A 20,201-nucleotide genomic window follows, 5' to 3' on the forward strand; every position below is an offset into this window, starting at 1 on the left:
CACCGGTCGCCGCCGGGGTGATCGCCCGGCGCCGCGGCATGATGGCGCTGCTGGAGCGCGTCGGCGCCGACGACCGCGCGGTCCGCAGGATGCATCGCTTGCGGTGTGAATTCGGCAGCGGCCCGGTCGAACTGGTGCTGCCCGGCCGGCGGGTGCTGGTGCCGTTGGATCCCGCCGACGTCTCGCGTCGCCTACGTCGCGATCTGGCTCTGTTCCTCACCACGAGCCTGCTGGCGCATCTGATCGACGAACTGGATCTCGAGCTGCGCTCGCACCCGCAGCCCACCCCCGCGGCGGCGCTGCCGATCACCTTCGACAACTTCCGCATCGACTTCACCGCGCGGGCCCGCGCGCTCCAAGCGGCACAGTCGCATTCGCCGGGAGGGAGGTGACGGTCATGCGTGTGGTCGTGGTCGGCGCCACCGGAAACGTCGGTACCGCGGTGGTCTCCGCGCTGGCGCGGCGTCCCGAGATCGACGCGATCGTCGGATTGGCCCGGCGGCTGCCGCGGCAACCGATCGACGGAGTGCGGTGGGCGCGTGCCGACATACGCTGCGACGATCTGCTCACCGAATTCCGCGGCGCCGATGTGGTGGTCCATCTCGCGTGGTTGTTCCAGCCGACGCATCGGCCGCTCGAGACCTGGCGCGCGAACGTACAGGGCACCGAACGGGTACTGCGCGCGGTCGCGGAGGCCGGTGTTCCGTCACTGGTGTACGCGTCGTCGGTCGGCGCGTATTCCCCTGCGCACCACGATGATCCCGTCGGCGAGGACTGGCCCACGGAGGGCTGGCCTCCGGCCGGGTACATGCGAGAGAAGGCCTACGTCGAGCGTCTGCTCGATCTGTTCGAGAACGAGCATCCGGACCGGCGCGTGGTGCGGATGCGGCCCGCCTTCACATTCCAGCAGGCCTCCGCGAGCCAGCAGCGCCGCCTGTTCGCCGGCCCGCTGGTTCCGGGCAGTGTGCTGCGCCCGCCGCTGATTCCGGTGCTGCCCGTGCCGGCGGGTCTGCGGCTGCAGGCGGTGCACGCCGACGACATCGGCAGCGCCTACAGTCTCGCCATCGTCGACCCTAGTGTGCACGGCCCCTTCAACCTCGCGGCCGACCCAGTGATCGACCGCGCGAAACTCGGCGTATTGTTCGATGCGCCAACGGTTTCCGTACCACCCGGGGCCGTGCGAGCCGCCTTGGCCGTCGGCTGGCGCCTGCGCCTGGTCCCCGCCCCGCCCGAACTGTTCGACGCGATGATGCGCCTGCCGATCATGGATACCACCCGGGCCAGGCGCGATCTGGGCTGGACGCCGCGCATCGACGCCGTGTCCGCCCTGCGCGAAGTCCTCACCGGTATGAGTCACGGATCCGGCGGCGCCACACCACCATTGGCGTCCGACGCCGGCGGGCGGCTGCGGGTGCGGGAATTCGCCTCCGGTGTCGGCGGCACCGACCCGGTCGACCGCTGGGGCGCGGACCTGTGAGCGTCCCCGCGCGCCCCGGCCACACGCTGAACCACGCGTTTCGCCGCCGCGTGGGACCTGTGGGGGATTCACACCACAGGTAGGAGGTGATCGACGATGTGCATGCAGATGATCGCGATGCAGTCCGGGTCGAGGTCGATGCCGCGTGTTACTTGCCACGAGAGACCTTGCCCCGAAGCCGACTGTCGCTCGTTCCGCCGTACTCCTCATAGTGATAGGTCGCCGAAACCACCCGGCTACTGCCGTCCGCACACTTCGGATCGCGCAGGCGAGTAAACGCGAACCCGTTGCCGGTACCGGGCTGATGCAGCAGCAATTCGGTTGCCGGCGGACCCGACCGAAACGGCAGCTCGTCTCGGAACGACATCGCGGTCGGCGGGGTGGTTTCGACGCTGCCCGTGCCGTTACGCAGAGTGACCAGGACCCCGAACACGTTGTCCGGCCCGTTCTTCGGCGGAGACACTGTGTCGCGTCGCCCGTATAGACGGTCGCCTGTCCCTCGTCCGTCCAGTCCGACACTTTCCTGCCGCAATGGGAGTTGGTGTGGTCGAATCGTCCCTTTCCCGTTCAGGAATCGAGCGCGCTGTCGGCGCGCCCGGGCACTTCGACCTCGTCCGGCGTCTTGTCCGGCCGCAAGCCGCGCCAGGACGGGTGGCGCAGGCGCCCGTCGCCGGTCCGCTCCGTGAACGACACCTCGCCCACCAGTTCGGGTTCCACCCAGATCGCGTCCTTCACCGGCGCCGCGACAGTGGGGGCCTGTCGTCGCAGCGGACGCAACCGGGCCTGGAGATCGTCGAGCATGGCCTGCGTGAAACCGGTCCCCACATTGCCGATGTAGACCAATTCCCCGGTCTCGTCGTGCACGCCCATGAGCAGTGAGCCGATGCGTCCCGCGCGACGGCCGGCGCCGGGCCGCCACCCGACGATGACGATCTCCTGATCTTTCACGTTCTTGACCTTCGTCCACAGCGGACTGCGCCGGCCCGGCAGATAGGGACTGTCGAGCCGCTTGCACACGATGCCCTCGAGCCCCAACCGCGCCGATTCGGCGAGCACATCGGCGCCGGTACCGGTCAGCCGCGGCGGGATGCGCCAGCTCGGACCGCGCAGGCCGAGTTGTTCCAGCAGGCCGCGGCGTTGCTCGTACGGCAGGTCGATCAGCGGGCGGTCGCCGATGTGCAGCAGATCGAAGATGAGGTAGGTGGCGGGTACCGAGCGCGTCAATGCGCGGATCATGGCCGGATTGCGCTGGTGCATCCGCGGTTGCAGGGCTGCGAAGGAGGTACGGCCGTCGGCGGCGAAGGCAACGATTTCGCCGTCGACGACGATCGGCGGCACTGCGGGCGCGAGGTCGGCGAACTCCGGCCAGGCGGCGGTCACATCGTTGCCGTTGCGCGAGACCAGCCGCAATTCCCGCTGGACGTAACCGATGGCGCGGATACCGTCGAATTTCACCTCGTACGCCCAGGCCGCACCGTCGGCGGGCAGAGCGCCGGCGGTCGCCAGCATCGCCGCGTATCGCGGCAATCCACTCATGAGTGCCCACCTTTCGATCAATGGCTATTTCTCGGTTACTACCCTGAATCCTCCTCTTACAGAGCCGATGACGCTGACACTTCAGTCACGACCCGATCTCGCAACCCGCCGATTGACCAGCCGAACGGCAATTTCGTATGGTTGTGCGAGCGACGATTCGAGGAACCCGGTGAAAATCCGGGACGGTCGCGCCACTGTGAGCGTTTCGCCGGGCGGAATGTGAGTCAGATACTCGGATCGCGTGGTAACCACCATCGAGCGGGGACGCGCAATCCCCGGAGGAGAGTCACATGGCGACGTCCTATGTTCCCCGGTCCGGCCTGGAGTCGATTCGGCTCTCCATTCCCACGACGGCCCTGCGGCTGGGCGGCACCACGCTCCTGGCTCTGCTCGCCCTCTACTTCATCGGCATCGATCAGGGCGCGGTCTCGATCTTCGGAGACGATATGCACGTGCACGAATTCGTCCACGACGCACGGCATTTCCTCGGCTACCCCTGCCACTGACCGCGGGATCGAGCGCCCACAATGGAAAAACGAATCATCGCCCGCGGTGTGCTGGTCGGTGCGATCGGCGGGCTGGCGGCCTTCGTCTTCGCGCGGATCCTGGCCGAGCCGATCATCGATCGGGCCATCGACTACGAGGGCGGGCGCGACGCGGCGCACACGACACTCGAAGCGGCCGCCGGACATTCGATGGCCGGCATGGAAGAGAGCGAACTGTTCACCCGGTCGGTGCAGTCGACCATCGGTCTCGGCTTCGGCACGGTCGTCTTCGGCGCCGCGATGGGCGCGCTGTTCGCGGTGGTGTACTGCCTGTTCATGGGCCGCGTCGGCAGTTTGAGCCCGCGCAATCTCGCGCTGTCCGTGGCGGGCGGCATGTTCGGCGTGCTGTACGCCGTGCCGTTCCTCAAATATCCGGCCAATCCGCCCTCGATCGGCAATCCCGACACGATCGGGCAACGCACCGGCCTGTACCTGTCGATGGTGGTGATCGCCGCGGTCTGCGCGGTGGGCGCCGTGTGGCTGGGGCGGAAACTGCAAGCGCGCCTGGGTAATTGGACGGCGACCATCGCCGCGGGCCTGGCGTTCGCGGTGGTGGTGACCGCGATCGCGGCGTTGCTTCCCTCACTCGGGCATCTGGCCGCCAACCGGGCACTGGGCGACGCGGCCACCGAAACACCCGGGCCGCTCACCGATTCGAGCGGCCGGATCGTCTATCCGGGGTTCCCCGCCGACGATTTGTACTACTTCCGCTTCTATTCCCTTGCCGCGCAGGTCATTCTGTGGTCCGTCATCGGCGTGGGTTTCGCGACACTGACGCCGCGGCTGTTCCGGCGCGCGGACGAATCGGCCGCGGCCGCGCCGGCAGCGGCGGTATGAGCGCGACCGTCACCCGGCTCACGTTGATCAGCCACGGCATGACCGAGGCGATGCGGACGGCCCGCTTCCCGGTCGACGAACCACTCGCCGAGCTTCCCCGCGACGCCGCCTCCCCCGCGGCGCCGCGGGCCGACCGGGTCCTGGCCGCGCCGGAACTGCGGACCGCCGCGACCGCCACCCTGCTGGGTCTGCGGGCGACCGCCGAACCCGCCCTGCGTGATCTCGACTGCGGCGAGTGGGCGGGCAGGCCGTTGGACTCCCTGAACTCGGCCGACCTCATGGCCTGGATGTCCGATCCCGCCTACCGCGACCACGGCGGTGAAGCGATCACCGACCTGCTCGACCGGATGCGCGACTGGCTCGAATCGGTGGTCGCCGACCGAAGCCGCATCGTCGCGATTACCCATCCCGCCGTCGTCCGCGCGAGTGTGCTGCTCGCCCTCGCCGCGCCGCCGGAATCGTTCTGGCGCATCGACATTCCGCCACTCAGCGCCACCACACTGCACGGCCGCGGCGCCGCCTGGACCGTGCGGCACACCGCGAATCCGCTGTGAGCGGGCAGGTGCCACAACCGGTTACACCCCGGCCACCTCAGTGCGACGCCGGCTTCTTCCCGACCAGATCGGCGAGTACGGCCGCCTCGCTGATGTCGATCCGCTTGGTGGCCGACAGCAGAGTGAGCATGCCGCGCCCGGCGAGTTCGCGGAGGTGGTCGAGCTCGCCGGCGCGTTCCGGATTTCGGAGCTCCTCGCGGTAGCGGCGACCGAACTCGTCGAATTTGGCGGGATCGTGCCCGTACCAGGTGCGCAAGTCGGTCGAGGGTGCGATCGTTTTGCACCACTCGTCGAGGTGGGCGTTCTCCTTGCTCATCCCGCGCGGCCAGAGGCGATCGACCAGCACCCGCATTCCGTCGTCGGGATCGGGATCGTCGTAGATCCGCCGGACCTGAACCCGCGGTTGTGCACTCGCCATCGCGCTGCTCCCTTCGGTCGGCCGTATCGTCCGGCTCCCGCGCCGCGGGATAGCCGGTCCCCCCTCTTCCCACATTCGAGGGTAGTCACGGGAGCAGCGTCTTTCGCCCGCTCGCCACGGCCGCTGCGATTACCTCTACCTACGCAGACGTAGGTTACGGTAGCGTAGGTTGAATGAACGTCCCGACCTCGACCGCCGATCCCGTCGTTGCGCCCCCGTCGGTCGAATTCGACAATCGCGATGCCGTCTACGAGTACTACCGCACCCACCGCGCGCCCCGCACACGCGCGCGCCTGTTCTACGCGATCACCGCGTATCGCAAACGTCCCACGGTCCGCTATGCGGACGGCGCCCGCGCGGCGATCCGGCAGCTGATCCGCGACAACCGCCGCATGATCATCGCGATCAACCATGTCAGCGTGGAAGATCCGCGCACGGTGGCCGCCTTCGCCTGGCGCAGCGTGTTCCGGCCGCGGATCGGCCATATCCGTGTGCTGGCCAAAGACGAACTGTTCACCGAGCCGGAGCAGCGGTCGCGCATCGACATCATGGGCGCCATCCCGGTGTTCCGCGGCAAGGACCACGGCCCACGCGCCGCCTACGCCGCCGGCCAGCAACTGATGGACGTCTGCGTCGGGCGCATGGTCGATGGTGACGACCTCGCGTTGTTCCCGGAGGGCACCTGCAACGAAACCGATCCGGCCCGCGTGCAGACCATCGGCACCGGCATCGGCCACATCGCCGCACGCGCCCGAAAGGCCGGGGCGGCACCGGTTTTCGCCTTCCTCGGCCTGACCTACGGCCCCGACGGCCGCGCCACGTTCTACCTCGACGAGCCGCTGCCGGATTTCCCGGAGCGACCGGCCGAAATCACCCGGGTGGTCGGCAGCCGGATGCAGCGCGCACTCGACGGGGCGATCGCGGCCGTCCGGTAATTCGCTTCAACCGGCCGGCAGGGTGCGCACCCCCGACCCCGCGGCCACCGCACCCACCACCGCGCGGAAGAATTCGACATCGGTTGCGGGCGGCCGCATGCCCACCGCCTCGAGCGCGTAGGCCTTGAAGGCTCGTGCCGCACGGGTCGGCACGTACCGCGTCGGCGAGGCCTGCGCGAACGATGTGTCGCGGTACTCCGTATCGCCCCAGAACCGGACATCGGTGCGTGCGCTACCCAGATACCGGTGGGCCCACTCGCGCGCCGGTTCGCCGAGTGCGGACAGATCTCCGGCGACCGCGAAAGCATGCGGTATCGGCACCTGCCGCCGGCAGCGCAGCACACACCCGAGATCCAGGACGCCCAGCCCGAGAATCGTCAGCGGCCGGATGTCGCCGGGCGCATCGACCGCGACGGTGACCTCCCAGCCGGCGACCGCTCGGTCGAACAGCCAGCCGCCGGCGCGCGAGACGACCTCGACAGGATTGTCCGCGACCACGACCAGCTGATATCGCAGCGAGCGCCGGCCGGATTCGGCCACGGCGCATTCGCGCGGAGCTTCCGCCGCGTGGGCGTTCGTTGGGTACCGGTGCGACACAGCAGACATAGCACTTCCGTTCCGATCACAACCACCACTGCCTTCCCCCGCCTCGGGCGGCCCACATCGCCCGAGCAGAGACTAGTTTATTTTCCCCCAGCGGGAGAAAATATTGGCCGAACTCGTATCCATCCACCGGGCGTGTTGTCCGGACCCGCCGCCGGCAGCCGTAGCCTGAGAGGGGTGAGCGGCGGGAATACAACCGGGTCCGGGACTGGAATCGTGCAGACATCGCGGCGCGGCCGCGGGCGTCCGCCCCGGCTGAGCCGGGATCGCATCGTCGCGGCCGCCCGCGCGCTGCCGCCGGAAACACTCACCATGAAAGCGGTCGCCGACGCGCTGGGCGTCGACCGCAAATCGCTGAACTACTACGTCAGCGACCGCGACGGATTGCTGGAACTGGTCGCGCTGGACGCCTTCGAAACCGAGATCCGCCGCCTGGCCCTGCCCGCCGAGGGCGATTGGCGGCAACTGCTGCGGCTGTTCGCCGCCGCGGTCGCCGAGGCCCTCACCCAGGTCGGCGTCTTGATCTCCTATGTGCGATTCGGTGGCCGAGGCGGCCTGTCGACGCTGGCGGAGATCGAGCGGATATTCCAGTCGCTGGTCGGCGCCGGATTCGAGCCGATGGAGGCCGGGCGCACGCTGCGACTGCTCGCCGATATCGCGTACTCGGCGGCGCGCGAGGCCGCGGAGGCGACCCGGGGCCACGTCGACATCCAGGCCGAACATGTCGCCCGGACCCTGAATTCGGAAGCGGGACAAGAGTTCCCACTCCTGCGCCAGGTCGCGACCACCCGCGAGAGCGCCGCGCGCGTCGGCGAGCAGTTCGAATTCGACCTCGAGCTCGTGATCGCCGGGCTGGAACGCAAGCTCGAGGCACGCGGCCGGGCCTGAGACTCCCGGATTTCGATCCCGGTGACCGTAACGCTGGCCGGGCCCGGCCACCGGGTGGTTACCTACCGGACGTCCGACACGCTGGAAGAGAGGTCGTGCGATGTCCGTCGACGAGGCAACCGGCACCCCGGTGCGAGTGGTCCGGCTGGGAAACCACATCGGCGCCCGGATCGAGGGCGTGCGCCTCGGCGGCTCCCTGGACGCCGACACCGACCGACCCGACGACGGAACCCGTTCGTACCGAACCGAATTCGATTCCCGCTATTTCGAGACCGAACATCCGGTGGTGCGCGTCCATCCCGAGACCGGCGAACACCCGTCGGCGTCGACGGCCGGGCGAGCACGGTGATCGCCGGTGACGCACAGGCCTATTCCCGCGTGGAGTCGCTCCCGCGAGCGGCCTGAACCGCGCGGCGTGCGGAACCGGAGCCGTACTGTCATTTAGTCTTTGACACACCGGCGTCCGGCGGCGGCGCGCGGACGGGTGCGGCAGAGGGCTGACGATGGGAGTCCCGTGAACCTGTGGAATTACATCCGAGGGCGGGGTGACACTCTGGCCTTCCTCACCTATCAGCATGCGTCACTGGCGTTTCAGACGGTTCTGGTCGGCACGATCGTCGCCGTGCTCATCGCGATGGCGGTCTACCGGCTGCCGCTGCTGTCGCAGCTCTCGCTCACCTCGAGCCGGGTCGCGCTGACCATTCCGTCGCTCGCGCTGCTGGCATTGCTGCTGGTGCCGTTCGGGCTGGGCGTCGTCCCGTCGTTCATCATGCTGGCGTTCTTCGCGGCGCTGCCGGTGATCGGCAACGCGATCGTCGGATTGCGCTCGGTACCGGCCTCGGTGGTGGAATCCGCACGCGGAATCGGATTTTCCCGCACCCGCATCCTGCTCACCGTCGAACTGCCGATCGCGTGGCCGGTGATCCTGACCGGTATCCGCGTCTCCACGCAGATGATCGTCGGTGTCGCCGCCATCGTCGCCTACGTCCTGGGGCCAGGTCTGGGATCGCTGATCTTCAACGGCCTGTCGCGCCTGGGCGGCGCGAACGCCCTGGAGACGGCGGCCACGGGCACGATCCTCATCGTCATCGTGGCGCTGGTGTTCGACGCGCTACTCGTTCTGCTGGGCCGCCTCACCATCGCAAAAGGACTCTCATGACCGACGCTGTGACCGACCGGCCCGGACCGGCGACGCCGGAACGCAATGTCACCGGGGCGTCCATCGTCCTCGACTCGGTCGTGAAGAGGTACAAAGGCCAGGATAAACCGGCCGTCGCCCGCCTCGACCTCGAGATCGAGGCCGGACAGATCGTCGCCTTCGTCGGCCCCTCCGGCTGCGGCAAGACGACCACCCTGAAGATGATCAACCGGCTGATCGAACCGACGGAGGGCCGCATCTTCATCGGCGGGCGCGACGTCACCCGCGAGGACCCGGACAAGTTGCGGCAGTCGATCGGGTACGTCATCCAATCCGGCGGCCTGTTCCCGCACTGGTCGGTGCGCAAGAACGTGGGCGCGATCCCGCGGGTGCTCGGCTGGGACAAGAAGCGGATCGCCGAACGCACCGACTATCTGCTCGAACTCGTCGGCCTGGATCCCGGCGTCTTCGCCGACCGGCTGCCCAAGGACATGTCCGGCGGACAGCAGCAGCGGGTCGGTGTCGCGCGGGCGCTGGCCGCCGATCCCCCGGTGCTGCTGATGGACGAGCCGTTCGGCGCGGTCGACCCGATCACCCGGGTTCGCCTGCAGGACAGCCTGATCGCGATTCAGCACGAACTCGGCAAGACCATCGTCGTCGTCACCCACGATTTCGAGGAAGCCACCAAACTCGGCGACAAGGTGCTCATCCTGTCCGAGGGTGGGCACGTCGAGCAGTACGCGCGGCCCGAGGAGATCCTCACCGCACCGGCCACGCCCTTCGTGGAGGAATTCGTCGGATCCGGCGCCAAACTCGCCTATCTGACCGTGCAGCGGGTGCGCGACGTGGAATGGGACGACGTGGTCACCGCCCGCATCGGAGAGCCGGCGCAGGCGGTGATCCAGCGCGCGCGGGCCGCCGGGCAGACCTGGGTGGTGGTCGTCGACGATGCCGGACGGCCACGGTCGTGGCCCTCGCTCACCGAACTGGCGAGCAAACCGGAGGTGTCGGACTACCTCGATCGGCGGTTGCCGGTCGTCGCTCGCTCCTCGACCCTCAACGACGCCCTCGACGCGATGCTGGCGGCCAGTCAGGGTGCGGCCCTGGTGACCGACGGACGCGGCGCGGTCGTCGGCTCGATCGGCATCGGCGCGGTGACCGAGACCATCCAGGCCGCACTCGCCGATGTGCGCTCCGAGGAACACGACACCTCGTACGAAACCTACGTCGACGGAACCGATCCCGCGCCCACGCCGGTGGTCGCCGCCGACGACGACGAACACGAATCGGCCGGGCGATCATGACCCGCCTGCGCCGGCTGCCGATGGACGTCTGGTTCGAGCCGCTGATCATCCTCGTCATCGGAATCGGCTACATCGTCTGGTATCGGTCGACCACATTCACCCCGACCGAACAGGCCTCGCTGGCCTGGTCCAACCTGCAGACCACGATCTGGTCGCATATCGAGCTGACCGTGGTGGCCACGGTGATCGTGGTCGTCGTCGCGATTCCGCTGGGTATCGCGCTGACCCGGCCCGCGCTGAAACGCCTGGAGCCGATCGCGGTCAACATCGCCAATATCGGCCAGGCGGCGCCGGCGGTCGGGCTGCTGGTGTTGTTCACCTTCTGGCTGGGCACCGGATTCCGTACGGCGGTCGTCGGTTTGGTGGTGTACGCGATCCTGCCGATCCTGCAGAACACCATCATCGGCCTGCGGCAGGTGGATCAGCGCACCATCGAGGCCTCGCGCGGGATCGGGTTCTCCGCCACCCGCACCCTGGTCCGAGTCGAGTTGCCGCTCGCGGTGCCGGTGATCCTCAACGGGGTGCGCACCGCCCTGGTGATCCTGGTCGGCACCGCGACCCTGAGCACCTTCATCGGCGCCACCAGCCTCGGCACGCTGATCACCACGGGCGTCACGCTGTTCCTGCCGAAACTGCTCGTGTCCGGAGCGATCCTGGTCGGACTGCTGGCGTTGATCATCGACTGGCTGGGCAGACTCGCCGAACTGGCCGCGACCCCGCGAGGTGTGTCATGAGATCGGCACGGGCCCTGGCGGTGTGCGCGATCGTCCTCGCGGTGTCGATACTCGGCGGATGCGGTCTGGTGAGCTCGTCGGGAACCTTCCACGACGCGAGCCTGCCCGGCGGACAGCGACCGCTCGACGGCGCGAAACTCGTGGTGACGTCGAAGAGTTTCACCGAGGGCGTGCTGCTGGGCAAGATCACCGCGACTTATCTGGCCGCGGCCGGCGCGAAGGTCACCGACCTGACGGGCGCACCGGGTTCGGCGTCGTCGCGGCAGGCTCAGCTCAACGGCGACGCCGACATTCTGTGGGAGTACACCGGCACCGGCTGGGTCAACTACCACAACGAAACCGAGACGATCTCCGATCCGCAGGAACTCTGGCAGCGCGTGCACGACATCGAGAAGCGCGAGCACGATCTGGAGTGGCTGCCACCGGCGAATTTCAACGACACCTACGCGTTCGGTGTGTCCACGCCGACCGCGCAACGGCTGGGGGTGAAGTCGCTGTCGGATGTGGCGGCCTTGCCGGTGCGCGAGCGCACGTTCTGTGTCGATGACGAATTCTTCAGTCGCGCCGACGGTTTCATTCCGATGTTGCAGAAATACGGCATCCCCTACAACGATCCGAACGGCGTGCCCACCGGCAACGTCACCCGGATGGACGCCGGCGTCGTCTACACCGCCACGGCCAAGAGTTCGCCGTGCAATTTCGGCATGATCTATACCACCGACGGCAGGGTGAAGAATCTGAATCTCGTCGTGCTCGACGACGACAAGAAATTCTTCCTGCCCTACAGCGGCGCCGCCGTCGTGCGCGGTGAGATCCTGGACCGCTATCCGCAGTTGCGACAGCTGCTGGGCACGATTTCCGAACGCCTGACCAATGATCTGATGCAGGAACTCAACGGCCGCGTCGATATCGACGGGGAGGATCCCGCCGATGTCGCCTACGACTGGTTGAAGAGCGAAAAGCTCATCGAGTAGCTCATGGGGTCGACATCTCCCGCGCCGCCTGTGCGGCCGCCAGCCGCGGAATGATGCCGCCGGCCAGGACCGTTTCCACCTGCCGGTCCGAAAGCCGGTGCCGCAGCGGGATATCCACATTCGCGGTGACATCGCGGGCGGTGATCGCGGAACCGGCGGTGAGTGCCGAACGCAGCCCCTCGATGCGCAGCACGTCGCCCACTCCGATGCGGTCGTAATCGGCGGGATCGGCGAATTCGAGCGCGACGATGCCGAAATTGGCCAGATTCTGCCAGTGGATGCGCGCATACGATTTCGCGATCACCGCCCGCAGCCCCAGATACCTCGGCGCGATCGCGGCGTGTTCCCGCGACGAGCCCTGCCCGTAGTTGTCTCCGCCGACGATGACATGTCCGGTGGTGCCGGAGATATCGGCCGCATGCTTCGGATAGTCCGGATCGATACGGGTGAAAGCGAATTCGGCCAGTTTCGGAATATTCGAGCGGAACGGCAGCGCCCGCGCTCCGGCCGGGGAGATGTCGTCGGTGGAGATGTTGTCGCCGACCACCAGCAGGACCGGTGCCTCGATCACGTCGGGCAGCGGATCGAAGTCCGGCAGCGCGGAGATGTTGGGGCCCTTCACCAATTCCACTGTGCGCGCCTGCGCCACCGGCAGCGGCGGCACCAGCATCGCGGTGTTGACCGACGCCTGTGCGGGCAGATTCAGCACCGGATAGTCGAGGCCCAGCTCGTCGGCCAGATCGCGCGGATCGGTGATCGTACCGGTCAGCGCCGATGCGGCGGCGGTCTCCGGCGAACACAACCACACCGCGTCCTCGTCGGTGCCCGAGCGCCCCGGGAAGTTGCGCGGCATGGTGCGCAGCGAATTGCGGCCCACGGCCGGCGCCTGCCCCATACCGATGCACCCCATACATCCGGACTGATGGATGCGCGCCCCGGCGCGGATCAGTTCGAAGGTGGCGCCCATCTTGGTCAGATCCTCGAAGATCTCGCGCGAAGACGGGTTGACGTCGAAGCTGACATCGCTGTGGGTCTGGCGGCCGGAGACGATGGCGGCGGCCATCGCGAAATCACGCAGCCCGGGGTTGGCCGAGGACCCGATCACCACCTGCGCCACCGGCTCGCCGGCGACCTCGCGCACCGGCACCACATCCCCGGGGGAGGACGGCCTGGCGATCAGCGGCTCGATCGTGGACAGGTCGATGTGCTCGTCGACGTCGTAGGTCGCGCCCTCGTCGGCCCGCAGTTCGGTGAAGTCCCCGGCGCGGTCCTCGGCGCGCAGGAAGTCGCGCACCGCGTCGTCGGCGGGAAAGACCGTGGTGGTGGCGCCGAGTTCGGCGCCCATATTCGCGATCACGTGCCGGTCCATCGCCGTGAGGGTCGCCAGACCGGGGCCGTGATATTCCACGATCCGGTTCAGCCCGCCCTTGACACCGTGGCGGCGCAACATTTCCAGGATCACGTCCTTGGCCGAACACCAGGGCGGCAGCTCACCGGTCAGTTCAACGCCCCAGATCTGCGGCATGGTGATGTAGAGCGGCTCACCGGCCATGGCGAGCGCGACCTCGAGACCGCCGACGCCGATCGCGAGCATGCCCAGCGATCCGCCGGCCGGCGTATGGGAGTCCGACCCGACCATCGTCGCGCCGGGTCTGCCGAAACGCTGCATATGGGTGGGATGCGAAACGCCGTTGCCCGGCTTCGAGAACCACAGCCCGTAGCGGCGGCAGGCCGACAGCAGAAATTCGTGATCCTGGGCGTTCTTGTCGTCGGTCTGCAACAGATTGTGGTCGACGTACTGGGCGCTGAGCTCGGTGCGCACCCGGTCGAGGCCGAGTGCCTCGAGTTCCTGCATCACCAGGGTGCCGGTGGCGTCCTGGGTGAGGGTCTGGTCGATACGCAGCGCGATCTCCTCCCCCGGACGCATTCGCCCCGACACCAGGTGGGAGCCGATCAATTTCTGCGCGACGTTGCGGGGGCCGTCCCCGCGGATCTCCTGATCGGTCATCTGCCCTCCTCTGCGCCGGTCCTGGCGGGATCGCCGGATTCGGGCGCGGTCGTTGGTGCGATGTCCCTTCCAGGATGCGCCGATCCCCGCCGGCTCGCCGCCATTTCGTCGCCCGCCCCGAAACTCGTCGCGCCCGTGGAGCGCGGTGACCGCGATGCCCCGACGTCCCGCAGCAGTCCGTTCAGCCGCGTCCGCGGCGAAACATCTTGCCGGTCAACGGGTCTCGCTCGGTGAGGCAATACACCCCGCCCACCGGGTCGTTCATCACCAGCCACTGCGCGCCGCGCCGCACGCGCCGGCCGCCGAGGGATTCGTGCCAGGCCGCCACCGCCTCGGCATCGGCACAGGCGATGTCGATATGGGCGCCCGGCTCCCGGTCGGTGTCCAAGCGCTGCAGCAGGATTCGGATCGGCAATCGCGCCGGCACGAGCAGCCGGGCGAACTCGGACCGGCCGGTGCGCTGCACGGGCCAGCCGGTGAGCGCGGACCAGAAGGCGGCCTCGCCGTCGTAGCCCGAGGGCGGAATGTCGAAACAGAGCTGATCGACGCGGCTGAGGGTGCCGTCGGGCCCGGCCACCGGCGCCGGGATATGCCGCCCGTCACCGGTGGTCAGGCAGAACGGCAGGCCGTGCGGTGAACGCACGAGCGACCAGGTGTCGTGGTCGGCGACCAGGGTCGCGCCGAGATCGCGCGCCGCGCGGCGGGCGCGGTCGAGATCGACGACATCGATGTCGAGATGGGCGCCCCCGTCCCCGCCGACCGCCTGCGCAGCCTGGTAGGCGTCGCCGGTCGCCGGGTCGAGGGTCGCGAACTCGGCGTGCTCACCCTGGCGGGCCGACAACCGGGTGCCGGTGACCGCCGCCCAGAAGGCGAACGCCTCGTCGAAACGTGCGGCGGGCCGGTCGATGTACATCCAGCTCCAGCGAATCATGCGCTCCTCCAGGCTCGTCGGACGGATCAGGCGGGCCGGAAGGGCGGGGTCGCGAGCTCACCGGCGAACACATCGGGCAGGTCGCGCTCGACGCTGTCGGGGAACTGCGCGGGCCGCTTCTCGAGGAACGCCGAAACGCCTTCGCGGGCATCGGCACTGGCACCGCGCTGGTTGATACCACGCGATTCGACGCGATGCGAGATCATCGGATGTTCGGCGCCGAGGCCGCGCCACAGCATCTGCCGCGACAGCGCCACCGACACCGGCGCCGAATGCTCGGTGAGCCGTCGCGCCAGCGCCCGGGCCTGGTCCAGCAAATCGGCAACCGGATGCAGGGCGTAGAACAGACCCGCGTCCAAGGCCTCGTCGGCCTCGACCAGCCGGCCGGAGTACACCCAGTCCAACGCGGTCTGCATGGGCACCAGGCGGGGCAGGAACCAGCTCGAACAGGATTCCGGCACGATGCCGCGCCGATTGAAGACGAATCCGATACGCGCGGTGTCGGCGGCGAGCCGGAAGTCCGCGGCCAGGGTCATCGTGATGCCCACGCCGACGGCGGGTCCGTTGACCGCGGCGATGATCGGCTTCTGCGATTCGAACATCCGCAGCGCCACCTCACCACCGCCGTCACGGAAGGTATCGGTCGTCTCGGCGGCGAAGGTTTCGGCTCCGGCCGACAGATCCGCCCCCGCGCAGAACGCGCGTCCCGCCCCGGTCACGATGATCGCGCGCACCCGGTCGTCGCGGTCGAAGTCGTCGAGGGCGGCGATCAGTTCCTCGCCCATCGCGGTGGTGAAGGCGTTGAGCTGTTGCGGGCGATCGAGCGTGATCGTGGCGATGGAGTCGGAGATTTCCCAGCGGATGTCGGCCATATCGGACAGCATGCCAGCAGCCCCGGGCGGTGACCATCCCCGTCACCGGGCCCCGCCCGGCACCGCACGCGAATCCCGTTGCGCCGCCTGCCCCTTCGACACGCGCGCCGCACGGCCCGAACGGCGCCCGCCGACCGGGCGGGCGAGCGGACTCGGCCACCGGCATCCGCGCAGGCCGAGCCTATACTTGACATGCCAGCGCGACGGGCTCCGCGACAAGCAGTACAGACGGAAACGGTTCCGATGGCCGACAAGGATTCCATGGCGACCCAGCGCGACCGCTCCCTGGTGATCGACGACGGTCTGCGAGCGGCCGGGTTCGCCGATGCCCACATCATCGGACGGGGCGGATTCGGCGTGGTGTATCGCTGCCGCGAACTCGCACTGGGCCGCATCGTCGCGGTGAAGGTGCTCAGCGCCGCACCCGATTTCGGCGACGAGAATGTCGAACGATTCCTCCGCGAGCAGCGGGCCATGGGCGGGCTGCCGGAACACCCCAATATCGTCGCGATCCTGCAGGTCGGCACGACCGGCGACGGACGGCCCTATCTGGTGATGCCGTATCACCCGAGGGGCTCGCTGGAACAGCGGATCCAGCACGGCGGGCCGCTGGATATCACGACCGCGCTGCGCATTTCGGTGAAGCTGTCCGGCGCGCTGGAGACCGTGCACCGGGCGGGGATCCTGCATCGAGACATCAAGCCGGGCAACGTTCTTCTCACCGACTACGGCGAACCACAGCTGACCGACTTCGGCATCGCCCGGGTGGAGGGCGGCTTCCGCACCACCACCGGAGTGGTCACGGCGTCACCGGCGTTCACCGCTCCCGAGGTCCTGCGCGACGGCACCCCGTCGGTCGCCTCCGACATCTACAGTCTGGGCGCCACGCTGTTCTGCATGCTCACCGGCCACGCCGCCTACCAGCGCCGCTCCGGTGAACGACTGGTCGCCCAGTTCCTGCGCATCACCGAGGAACCGATTCCCGACCTGCGCCCCGGCGGCATCCCCGACGACATCTGCGAACTCATCGAGGAGAGTATGGCCGCCGACCCGGGCGGGCGCCCGGTCTCCGCGATGGAATTCGGTGAGCGAGCGCAGCAGCGGCAACGCCACCGCGGACTGCGCGTGGACGAGATGGCGATCTCGGCACCGGAGACTCCGGCGGCCGAACCCGCGCCCGCCGATCGCGTCGGAGAACCGACCCGACTCGGTCTGCTTCCCCCGGCCGATTTGGTGACGACACCACCGACCGCCGAAACCAAATTCCATCCCGCGCTCTCCCCGCGCCCGCTGGTGCGCCGTCCCCGCCTGCTGGACTCGATGGATCCCGAGCGCTGGCCGCGCCTGATCGTCGTGCACGCGCCGGCCGGTTTCGGCAAGAGCACGCTCGCCGCGCAGTGGGCGCAGCGGATGGTGAATCGCGGGGTCGCCGCATGCTGGCTCAACATCGACGACGACGACAACAATCCGGTCTGGTTCCTGCTGCACCTGATCGAAGCCGTCGGCCGGGCGCGGCCCGCCCTGACCACCGAACTGCTGCGCGTAGTCGAGGAACACGGCAACGATGTGATGCGCTACGTGCTGACCACGCTGATCAACCGCATCCACGCCGACGGCGAGCGGCTCGTGATGATCATCGAGGACTGGCATCGCGTCACCGACGCCGATACCACCGCCGCGCTGCGTTTCCTGCTCGACAACGCCTGCCACCATCTGCAGCTGCTGATCACCAGCCGCGAGATGATCGGACTACCGCTCTCGGCCATCCGCGTGCGCGACGAGCTGATCGAAATCGACTCCGCCGCCCTGCGTTTCGACGAGTCCGAGACGGCGGACTTCCTGACCCGGGTGGGCGGGCTCGCACTGGAAGACGCCGATATCGACCGGCTGCGGACCGGCACCGACGGCTGGGTCGCCGGGCTGCAACTGGCGTCGATCTCTCTGCGCGGCCGCGAGGACCCCGGTTCCGCGATCGCCACCATGTCCGGACGGCACCAGGCGATCAGCGAATATCTGACCGACAACGTGCTCGACGCACTCGAGCCCGGATTGCTGACCGCATTGCTGGAAACCGCTGTCACCGAGAAGATCTGCGGACCGCTCGCCGCCGCGCTGACCGGACGGCCGCACGGACGGGCGCTGCTCGAGGACATCGAGCGGCGGGACCTTTTCCTGCGCCGCCTCGACGACGACGGCGAATGGTTCCGCTATCACACGTTGTTCTCCGATTTCCTGCGGCAGCGGCTGGAGCGCGACCATCCCGAACGTGTGCCGCGGCTGCACCGTCGCGCCGCCGAATGGTTCGCCGCCAACGACATGCTCAGCGAGGCGATCGACCATGCGATGGCAGCCGGGGAACCCGAGCGGGCGGTGGCGCTGGTCTCCGCGCACGCTCGCGAACTGGTGCAGCATTCGCATCTGGCCACCCTGGCCGCGCTGGCGGCGAAACTGCCCGTCACCGACGCGGCGGGCGATCCGACCCTGCAGATCGCGCTGGCCTGGGCGGCGGTGTTGTTGCGCCGACCGAGTCGCATGCACACCGCACTGCAGTTGGCGCTGGCCGCCGATTCGGCGAAACAGCCTCCGGGACATCGGAAATCCGATCTGGCGGTCGAGGCGTCGATTCTGTGCGGAGTGGAGGCGGCGCTCGCCGATCACCTCGACGGCCTCGAGGACACCGTCGAGCAGAGTCGCGCCCGCGCCGATTCGCTGCCGCCGTTCGTGCTGGCGGCGGCGGCCAATCTGGGCGCCTTCGCCGCGCTGCACCGATTCGACTTCGACCGCGTCCACGAATGGCACCGGTGGGGCCGGATCTATTTCCGCGACATCACCGGAGCGCTGAGCATCATGTACAGCCACTGCTTCGCGGGGATGGCGGCGCGTGAGCAACTCGCCGAGGCGGCGGCCGAGGAGCATTTCCGCACGGCGCTGCATCTGGCGCGCACCACGACCGGGGAGAGTTCCTTCACCGCCCGCCTGGCCTCGGCCGCACTCGGCGATTTCCTCTACGACCGCGGCGAGATCGCGGAGGCGCACCAACTGCTCGACGTCGCGGTGGAATTCGGATTCGAGGGCGGCACAGTCGATTTCCTGACCGGGGTCTACGGCACCGGTGCCCGTCTCACAGCGCTGCGCGGGGATCACTCGGCCGCGGAGCGACTGCTCGCCGACGGCGCCGAGGTCGCCACCGCACACGCCCTGCCGCGACTGTCGGCACGGATCGAACTCGAGCGGATCCGGCTGGGGATCGGTGAGATCGTGCCCGGCGAGCCGACCGGCGCCCGCGCAGCGGAGGACGGCGTGGCCACGACGATTCGTGAGCTCACCGAGGAAGCGGCCGTCCGGTGGCTGTTACGGGTCGATCCCGAACGGGCACTGCACCGCGCCGATGCCCTGCGACAGTCGATCGATGCCGTCGCGCGCCCGCGCGCCGCCCTGTGCGCCACGCTGTTGTCCGCGAATTGTCTCGAGACGGTGGGCCGGTCGGAGGAGGCGGAGGCGGTTCTCGCGCCGGCCCTGCGCCGCTGCGTCGAAGTGGGGCTGGTACGCCCGCTGCTCGACGAGGGCCCGGCACTGCTCGCCGTCGTCCGGCGGCTCTCGGCCGGCACGGCGCGAAATGCCCTGGGACAGAAAGCGATAGCGCTCCCGCGGGCCGTCCTCGACCACCTCGGGTGAATCGGCGGCCGGTCAGGAAGGCACGTCGGTGCGAGTCACGGCCAGTCCCGCTGCCCGTGCCAGCCCGGCGAACACCACGGCGTCGTGGACGGCCGCGCCGCCCGGATCGTTGTTGAAGTACACGTAACCGTCGGCGGGACCGAAGGTGTCCGCCAGCCGATGCGCCCATGCGGTCAGGGCGCGCCGGCCGTACCGGGGTTGCGGCCGCGCCAATCCGGAATGCAGACGCAGATACGACCAGTCGGTGGTGCGCCACAGCGGCGTCACCGGGCGCGAGCGCGCATCCGCCCAGCACAGTGCCGCGCCGCGTTCCTCCAGTACGGCGCGGATGCGCGGTGTCCACCACGACTCGTGGCGCGGTTCGACGGCCACGCGCACGGTCGCGGGGAACTGTCGCAAACAGTCGTCGAGCAGGCCCGCGTCCGCCCGCAGGGTCGGCGGCAGTTGCACCAGGATCGGCCCCAGCCGGTCGCCCAGTCCCGCGGCGTGATCGAGGAGCCGCTGCACCGGCTCGGCCGGCTCGCGGAGGCGTTTGACGTGGGTGAGGAAGCGGCTGGCCTTCACGGCCACGACGAAATCCTCGGGTGTGCGTTCCCGCCAGGCCGCGAAGACCTCGCGACTGGGCAACCGATAGAAGGCGTTGTTGCTCTCGACGGTCGCGAAGGAGGCCGCATACCGTTCCAGCCACAGCCGCTGTGGGACGCCCGGCGGGTAGAGCACTCCGCGCCAGTCCCGGTACTGCCAGCCGGAAGTCCCGACGAACAGGGTCACA

The 20,201-nt window shown here is 68.8% G+C and carries 19 protein-coding genes, 1 pseudogene and 1 riboswitch; of the genes and pseudogenes, 13 read left to right on the forward strand and 7 right to left on the reverse strand.

Going from position 1 to position 20,201, the window contains the following annotated elements; genetic code table 11:
- Positions 1-392: pseudogene (locus NE2_RS36395) on the forward strand (hypothetical protein); the annotation flags it as partial.
- Between the two features lie 5 nt (positions 393-397).
- Positions 398-1,477 carry an NAD-dependent epimerase/dehydratase family protein gene (locus NE2_RS23425; protein ID WP_063029591.1) on the forward strand — a complete coding sequence of 360 codons (1,080 nt, stop codon included), beginning with the start codon at positions 398-400 and terminating at the stop codon, positions 1,475-1,477.
- Positions 1,478-2,044: 567 nt separating this feature from the next.
- Here NE2_RS23425 and ligD read toward each other — a convergent pair.
- Entirely contained in the window at positions 2,045-3,013 is a 969-nt protein-coding gene (gene ligD / locus NE2_RS23435) for a non-homologous end-joining DNA ligase (protein ID WP_063029455.1), read from the reverse strand.
- Positions 3,014-3,172: 159 nt separating this feature from the next.
- A riboswitch (cobalamin riboswitch) is annotated at positions 3,173-3,247 on the forward strand.
- A 56-nt stretch (positions 3,248-3,303) separates the two neighbouring features.
- On the opposite strand from ligD, the gene NE2_RS23440 reads away from it, so the two are divergent.
- The 3 genes from NE2_RS23440 to NE2_RS23450 are packed head-to-tail and all read left to right on the forward strand — an operon-like array spanning position 3,304 to position 4,949.
- Positions 3,304-3,519, forward strand: a complete 216-nt coding sequence (locus NE2_RS23440) for a CbtB domain-containing protein (protein WP_063029457.1) — start codon at positions 3,304-3,306, stop codon at positions 3,517-3,519.
- Between the two features lie 21 nt (positions 3,520-3,540).
- Positions 3,541-4,395 carry a CbtA family protein gene (locus NE2_RS23445; RefSeq protein ID WP_063029459.1) on the forward strand — a complete coding sequence of 285 codons (855 nt, stop codon included), beginning with the start codon at positions 3,541-3,543 and terminating at the stop codon, positions 4,393-4,395.
- Positions 4,392-4,949: a histidine phosphatase family protein gene (locus NE2_RS23450; RefSeq protein ID WP_063029461.1), complete on the forward strand. Its 558-nt coding sequence runs from the start codon at positions 4,392-4,394 to the stop codon at positions 4,947-4,949. The genes NE2_RS23445 and NE2_RS23450 overlap by 4 nt, the downstream gene beginning before the upstream one ends.
- A 37-nt stretch (positions 4,950-4,986) precedes the next feature.
- Here NE2_RS23450 and NE2_RS23455 read toward each other — a convergent pair whose 3' ends face one another.
- Positions 4,987-5,367: a DUF488 domain-containing protein gene (locus NE2_RS23455; protein ID WP_063029463.1), complete on the reverse strand. Its 381-nt coding sequence runs from the start codon at positions 5,365-5,367 to the stop codon at positions 4,987-4,989.
- A 173-nt stretch (positions 5,368-5,540) separates the two neighbouring features.
- Here NE2_RS23455 and NE2_RS23460 point away from each other — a divergent pair, with 173 nt between their 5' ends.
- Positions 5,541-6,302, forward strand: a complete 762-nt coding sequence (locus NE2_RS23460) for a 1-acyl-sn-glycerol-3-phosphate acyltransferase (protein WP_063029465.1) — start codon at positions 5,541-5,543, stop codon at positions 6,300-6,302.
- Positions 6,303-6,308: 6 nt separating this feature from the next.
- Here NE2_RS23460 and NE2_RS36400 read toward each other — a convergent pair whose 3' ends face one another.
- Positions 6,309-6,908 carry a hypothetical protein gene (locus tag NE2_RS36400; RefSeq protein ID WP_167356775.1) on the reverse strand — a complete coding sequence of 200 codons (600 nt, stop codon included), beginning with the start codon at positions 6,906-6,908 and terminating at the stop codon, positions 6,309-6,311.
- A gap of 213 nt (positions 6,909-7,121) precedes the next feature.
- Between NE2_RS36400 and NE2_RS36405 the strand changes: the two genes are divergently transcribed.
- From NE2_RS36405 to NE2_RS23495, 6 genes are all read left to right on the forward strand, one after another.
- Positions 7,122-7,793: a TetR/AcrR family transcriptional regulator C-terminal domain-containing protein gene (locus NE2_RS36405; RefSeq protein WP_063029468.1), complete on the forward strand. Its 672-nt coding sequence runs from the start codon at positions 7,122-7,124 to the stop codon at positions 7,791-7,793.
- 100 nt (positions 7,794-7,893) lie between these two features.
- Positions 7,894-8,142 (forward strand): hypothetical protein, encoded by a 249-nt coding sequence (locus tag NE2_RS37710; protein WP_063029469.1) that lies wholly within the window; start codon positions 7,894-7,896, stop codon positions 8,140-8,142.
- Between the two features lie 165 nt (positions 8,143-8,307).
- The gene (locus NE2_RS23480) at positions 8,308-8,952 is read left to right on the forward strand and encodes an ABC transporter permease (RefSeq protein ID WP_063015547.1); all 645 of its coding nucleotides are present in this window, start codon (positions 8,308-8,310) and stop codon (positions 8,950-8,952) included.
- Positions 8,949-10,235 (forward strand): ATP-binding cassette domain-containing protein, encoded by a 1,287-nt coding sequence (locus NE2_RS23485; RefSeq protein WP_063029470.1) that lies wholly within the window; start codon positions 8,949-8,951, stop codon positions 10,233-10,235. Before NE2_RS23480 ends, NE2_RS23485 begins: the two co-directional genes overlap by 4 nt.
- The gene (locus NE2_RS23490) at positions 10,232-10,969 is read left to right on the forward strand and encodes an ABC transporter permease (protein WP_106958467.1); all 738 of its coding nucleotides are present in this window, start codon (positions 10,232-10,234) and stop codon (positions 10,967-10,969) included. Before NE2_RS23485 ends, NE2_RS23490 begins: the two co-directional genes overlap by 4 nt.
- Entirely contained in the window at positions 10,966-11,943 is a 978-nt protein-coding gene (locus NE2_RS23495) for a glycine betaine ABC transporter substrate-binding protein (protein WP_063029471.1), read from the forward strand. Before NE2_RS23490 ends, NE2_RS23495 begins: the two co-directional genes overlap by 4 nt.
- Position 11,944: 1 nt before the next feature.
- Here the strand turns inward: NE2_RS23495 and NE2_RS23500 are convergent, their stop codons facing one another.
- The 3 genes from NE2_RS23500 to NE2_RS23510 form a co-directional block, all read right to left on the reverse strand.
- Complete coding sequence (locus NE2_RS23500) at positions 11,945-13,951, reverse strand: aconitate hydratase (protein ID WP_063029472.1); 2,007 nt, start codon at positions 13,949-13,951, stop codon at positions 11,945-11,947.
- 181 nt (positions 13,952-14,132) lie between these two features.
- Positions 14,133-14,882, reverse strand: a complete 750-nt coding sequence (locus NE2_RS23505) for a VOC family protein (protein ID WP_063029473.1) — start codon at positions 14,880-14,882, stop codon at positions 14,133-14,135.
- A 26-nt stretch (positions 14,883-14,908) separates the two neighbouring features.
- Positions 14,909-15,754, reverse strand: a complete 846-nt coding sequence (locus NE2_RS23510) for a crotonase/enoyl-CoA hydratase family protein (protein ID WP_063029595.1) — start codon at positions 15,752-15,754, stop codon at positions 14,909-14,911.
- A 243-nt stretch (positions 15,755-15,997) separates the two neighbouring features.
- On the opposite strand from NE2_RS23510, the gene NE2_RS23515 reads away from it, so the two are divergent.
- Positions 15,998-19,429, forward strand: coding sequence for a serine/threonine-protein kinase (locus tag NE2_RS23515; RefSeq protein WP_063909463.1), 3,432 nt, complete (start codon positions 15,998-16,000; stop codon positions 19,427-19,429).
- 12 nt (positions 19,430-19,441) lie between these two features.
- On the opposite strand, the gene NE2_RS23520 is transcribed toward NE2_RS23515, so the two are convergent.
- Positions 19,442-20,200: a DUF72 domain-containing protein gene (locus NE2_RS23520; RefSeq protein ID WP_063029597.1), complete on the reverse strand. Its 759-nt coding sequence runs from the start codon at positions 20,198-20,200 to the stop codon at positions 19,442-19,444.
- Position 20,201: the final 1 nt, after the last annotated feature.

It is taken from the genome of Nocardia elegans NBRC 108235, from assembly GCF_001612845.1.
GTDB lineage: Bacteria > Actinomycetota > Actinomycetes > Mycobacteriales > Mycobacteriaceae > Nocardia > Nocardia nova.

What these genes read in the sequence shown, in the direction of transcription:
- NE2_RS23510 (WP_063029595.1), bottom strand. Translation starts at nt 15,754, where the DNA reads ATGGCCGACATCCGCTGGGAAATCTCCGACTCCATCGCCACGATCACG.
- NE2_RS23485 (WP_063029470.1), top strand. Translation starts at nt 8,949, where the DNA reads ATGACCGACGCTGTGACCGACCGGCCCGGACCGGCGACGCCGGAACGC.
- NE2_RS23440 (WP_063029457.1), top strand. Translation starts at nt 3,304, where the DNA reads ATGGCGACGTCCTATGTTCCCCGGTCCGGCCTGGAGTCGATTCGGCTC.
- NE2_RS23505 (WP_063029473.1), bottom strand. Translation starts at nt 14,882, where the DNA reads ATGATTCGCTGGAGCTGGATGTACATCGACCGGCCCGCCGCACGTTTC.
- NE2_RS37710 (WP_063029469.1), top strand. Translation starts at nt 7,894, where the DNA reads ATGTCCGTCGACGAGGCAACCGGCACCCCGGTGCGAGTGGTCCGGCTG.
- NE2_RS23450 (WP_063029461.1), top strand. Translation starts at nt 4,392, where the DNA reads ATGAGCGCGACCGTCACCCGGCTCACGTTGATCAGCCACGGCATGACC.
- NE2_RS23490 (WP_106958467.1), top strand. Translation starts at nt 10,232, where the DNA reads ATGACCCGCCTGCGCCGGCTGCCGATGGACGTCTGGTTCGAGCCGCTG.
- NE2_RS23445 (WP_063029459.1), top strand. Translation starts at nt 3,541, where the DNA reads ATGGAAAAACGAATCATCGCCCGCGGTGTGCTGGTCGGTGCGATCGGC.
- NE2_RS23495 (WP_063029471.1), top strand. Translation starts at nt 10,966, where the DNA reads ATGAGATCGGCACGGGCCCTGGCGGTGTGCGCGATCGTCCTCGCGGTG.
- NE2_RS23460 (WP_063029465.1), top strand. Translation starts at nt 5,541, where the DNA reads ATGAACGTCCCGACCTCGACCGCCGATCCCGTCGTTGCGCCCCCGTCG.
- NE2_RS23515 (WP_063909463.1), top strand. Translation starts at nt 15,998, where the DNA reads ATGGCCGACAAGGATTCCATGGCGACCCAGCGCGACCGCTCCCTGGTG.
- NE2_RS23455 (WP_063029463.1), bottom strand. Translation starts at nt 5,367, where the DNA reads ATGGCGAGTGCACAACCGCGGGTTCAGGTCCGGCGGATCTACGACGAT.
- NE2_RS23500 (WP_063029472.1), bottom strand. Translation starts at nt 13,951, where the DNA reads ATGACCGATCAGGAGATCCGCGGGGACGGCCCCCGCAACGTCGCGCAG.
- NE2_RS36400 (WP_167356775.1), bottom strand. Translation starts at nt 6,908, where the DNA reads ATGTCTGCTGTGTCGCACCGGTACCCAACGAACGCCCACGCGGCGGAA.
- ligD (WP_063029455.1), bottom strand. Translation starts at nt 3,013, where the DNA reads ATGAGTGGATTGCCGCGATACGCGGCGATGCTGGCGACCGCCGGCGCT.
- NE2_RS23425 (WP_063029591.1), top strand. Translation starts at nt 398, where the DNA reads ATGCGTGTGGTCGTGGTCGGCGCCACCGGAAACGTCGGTACCGCGGTG.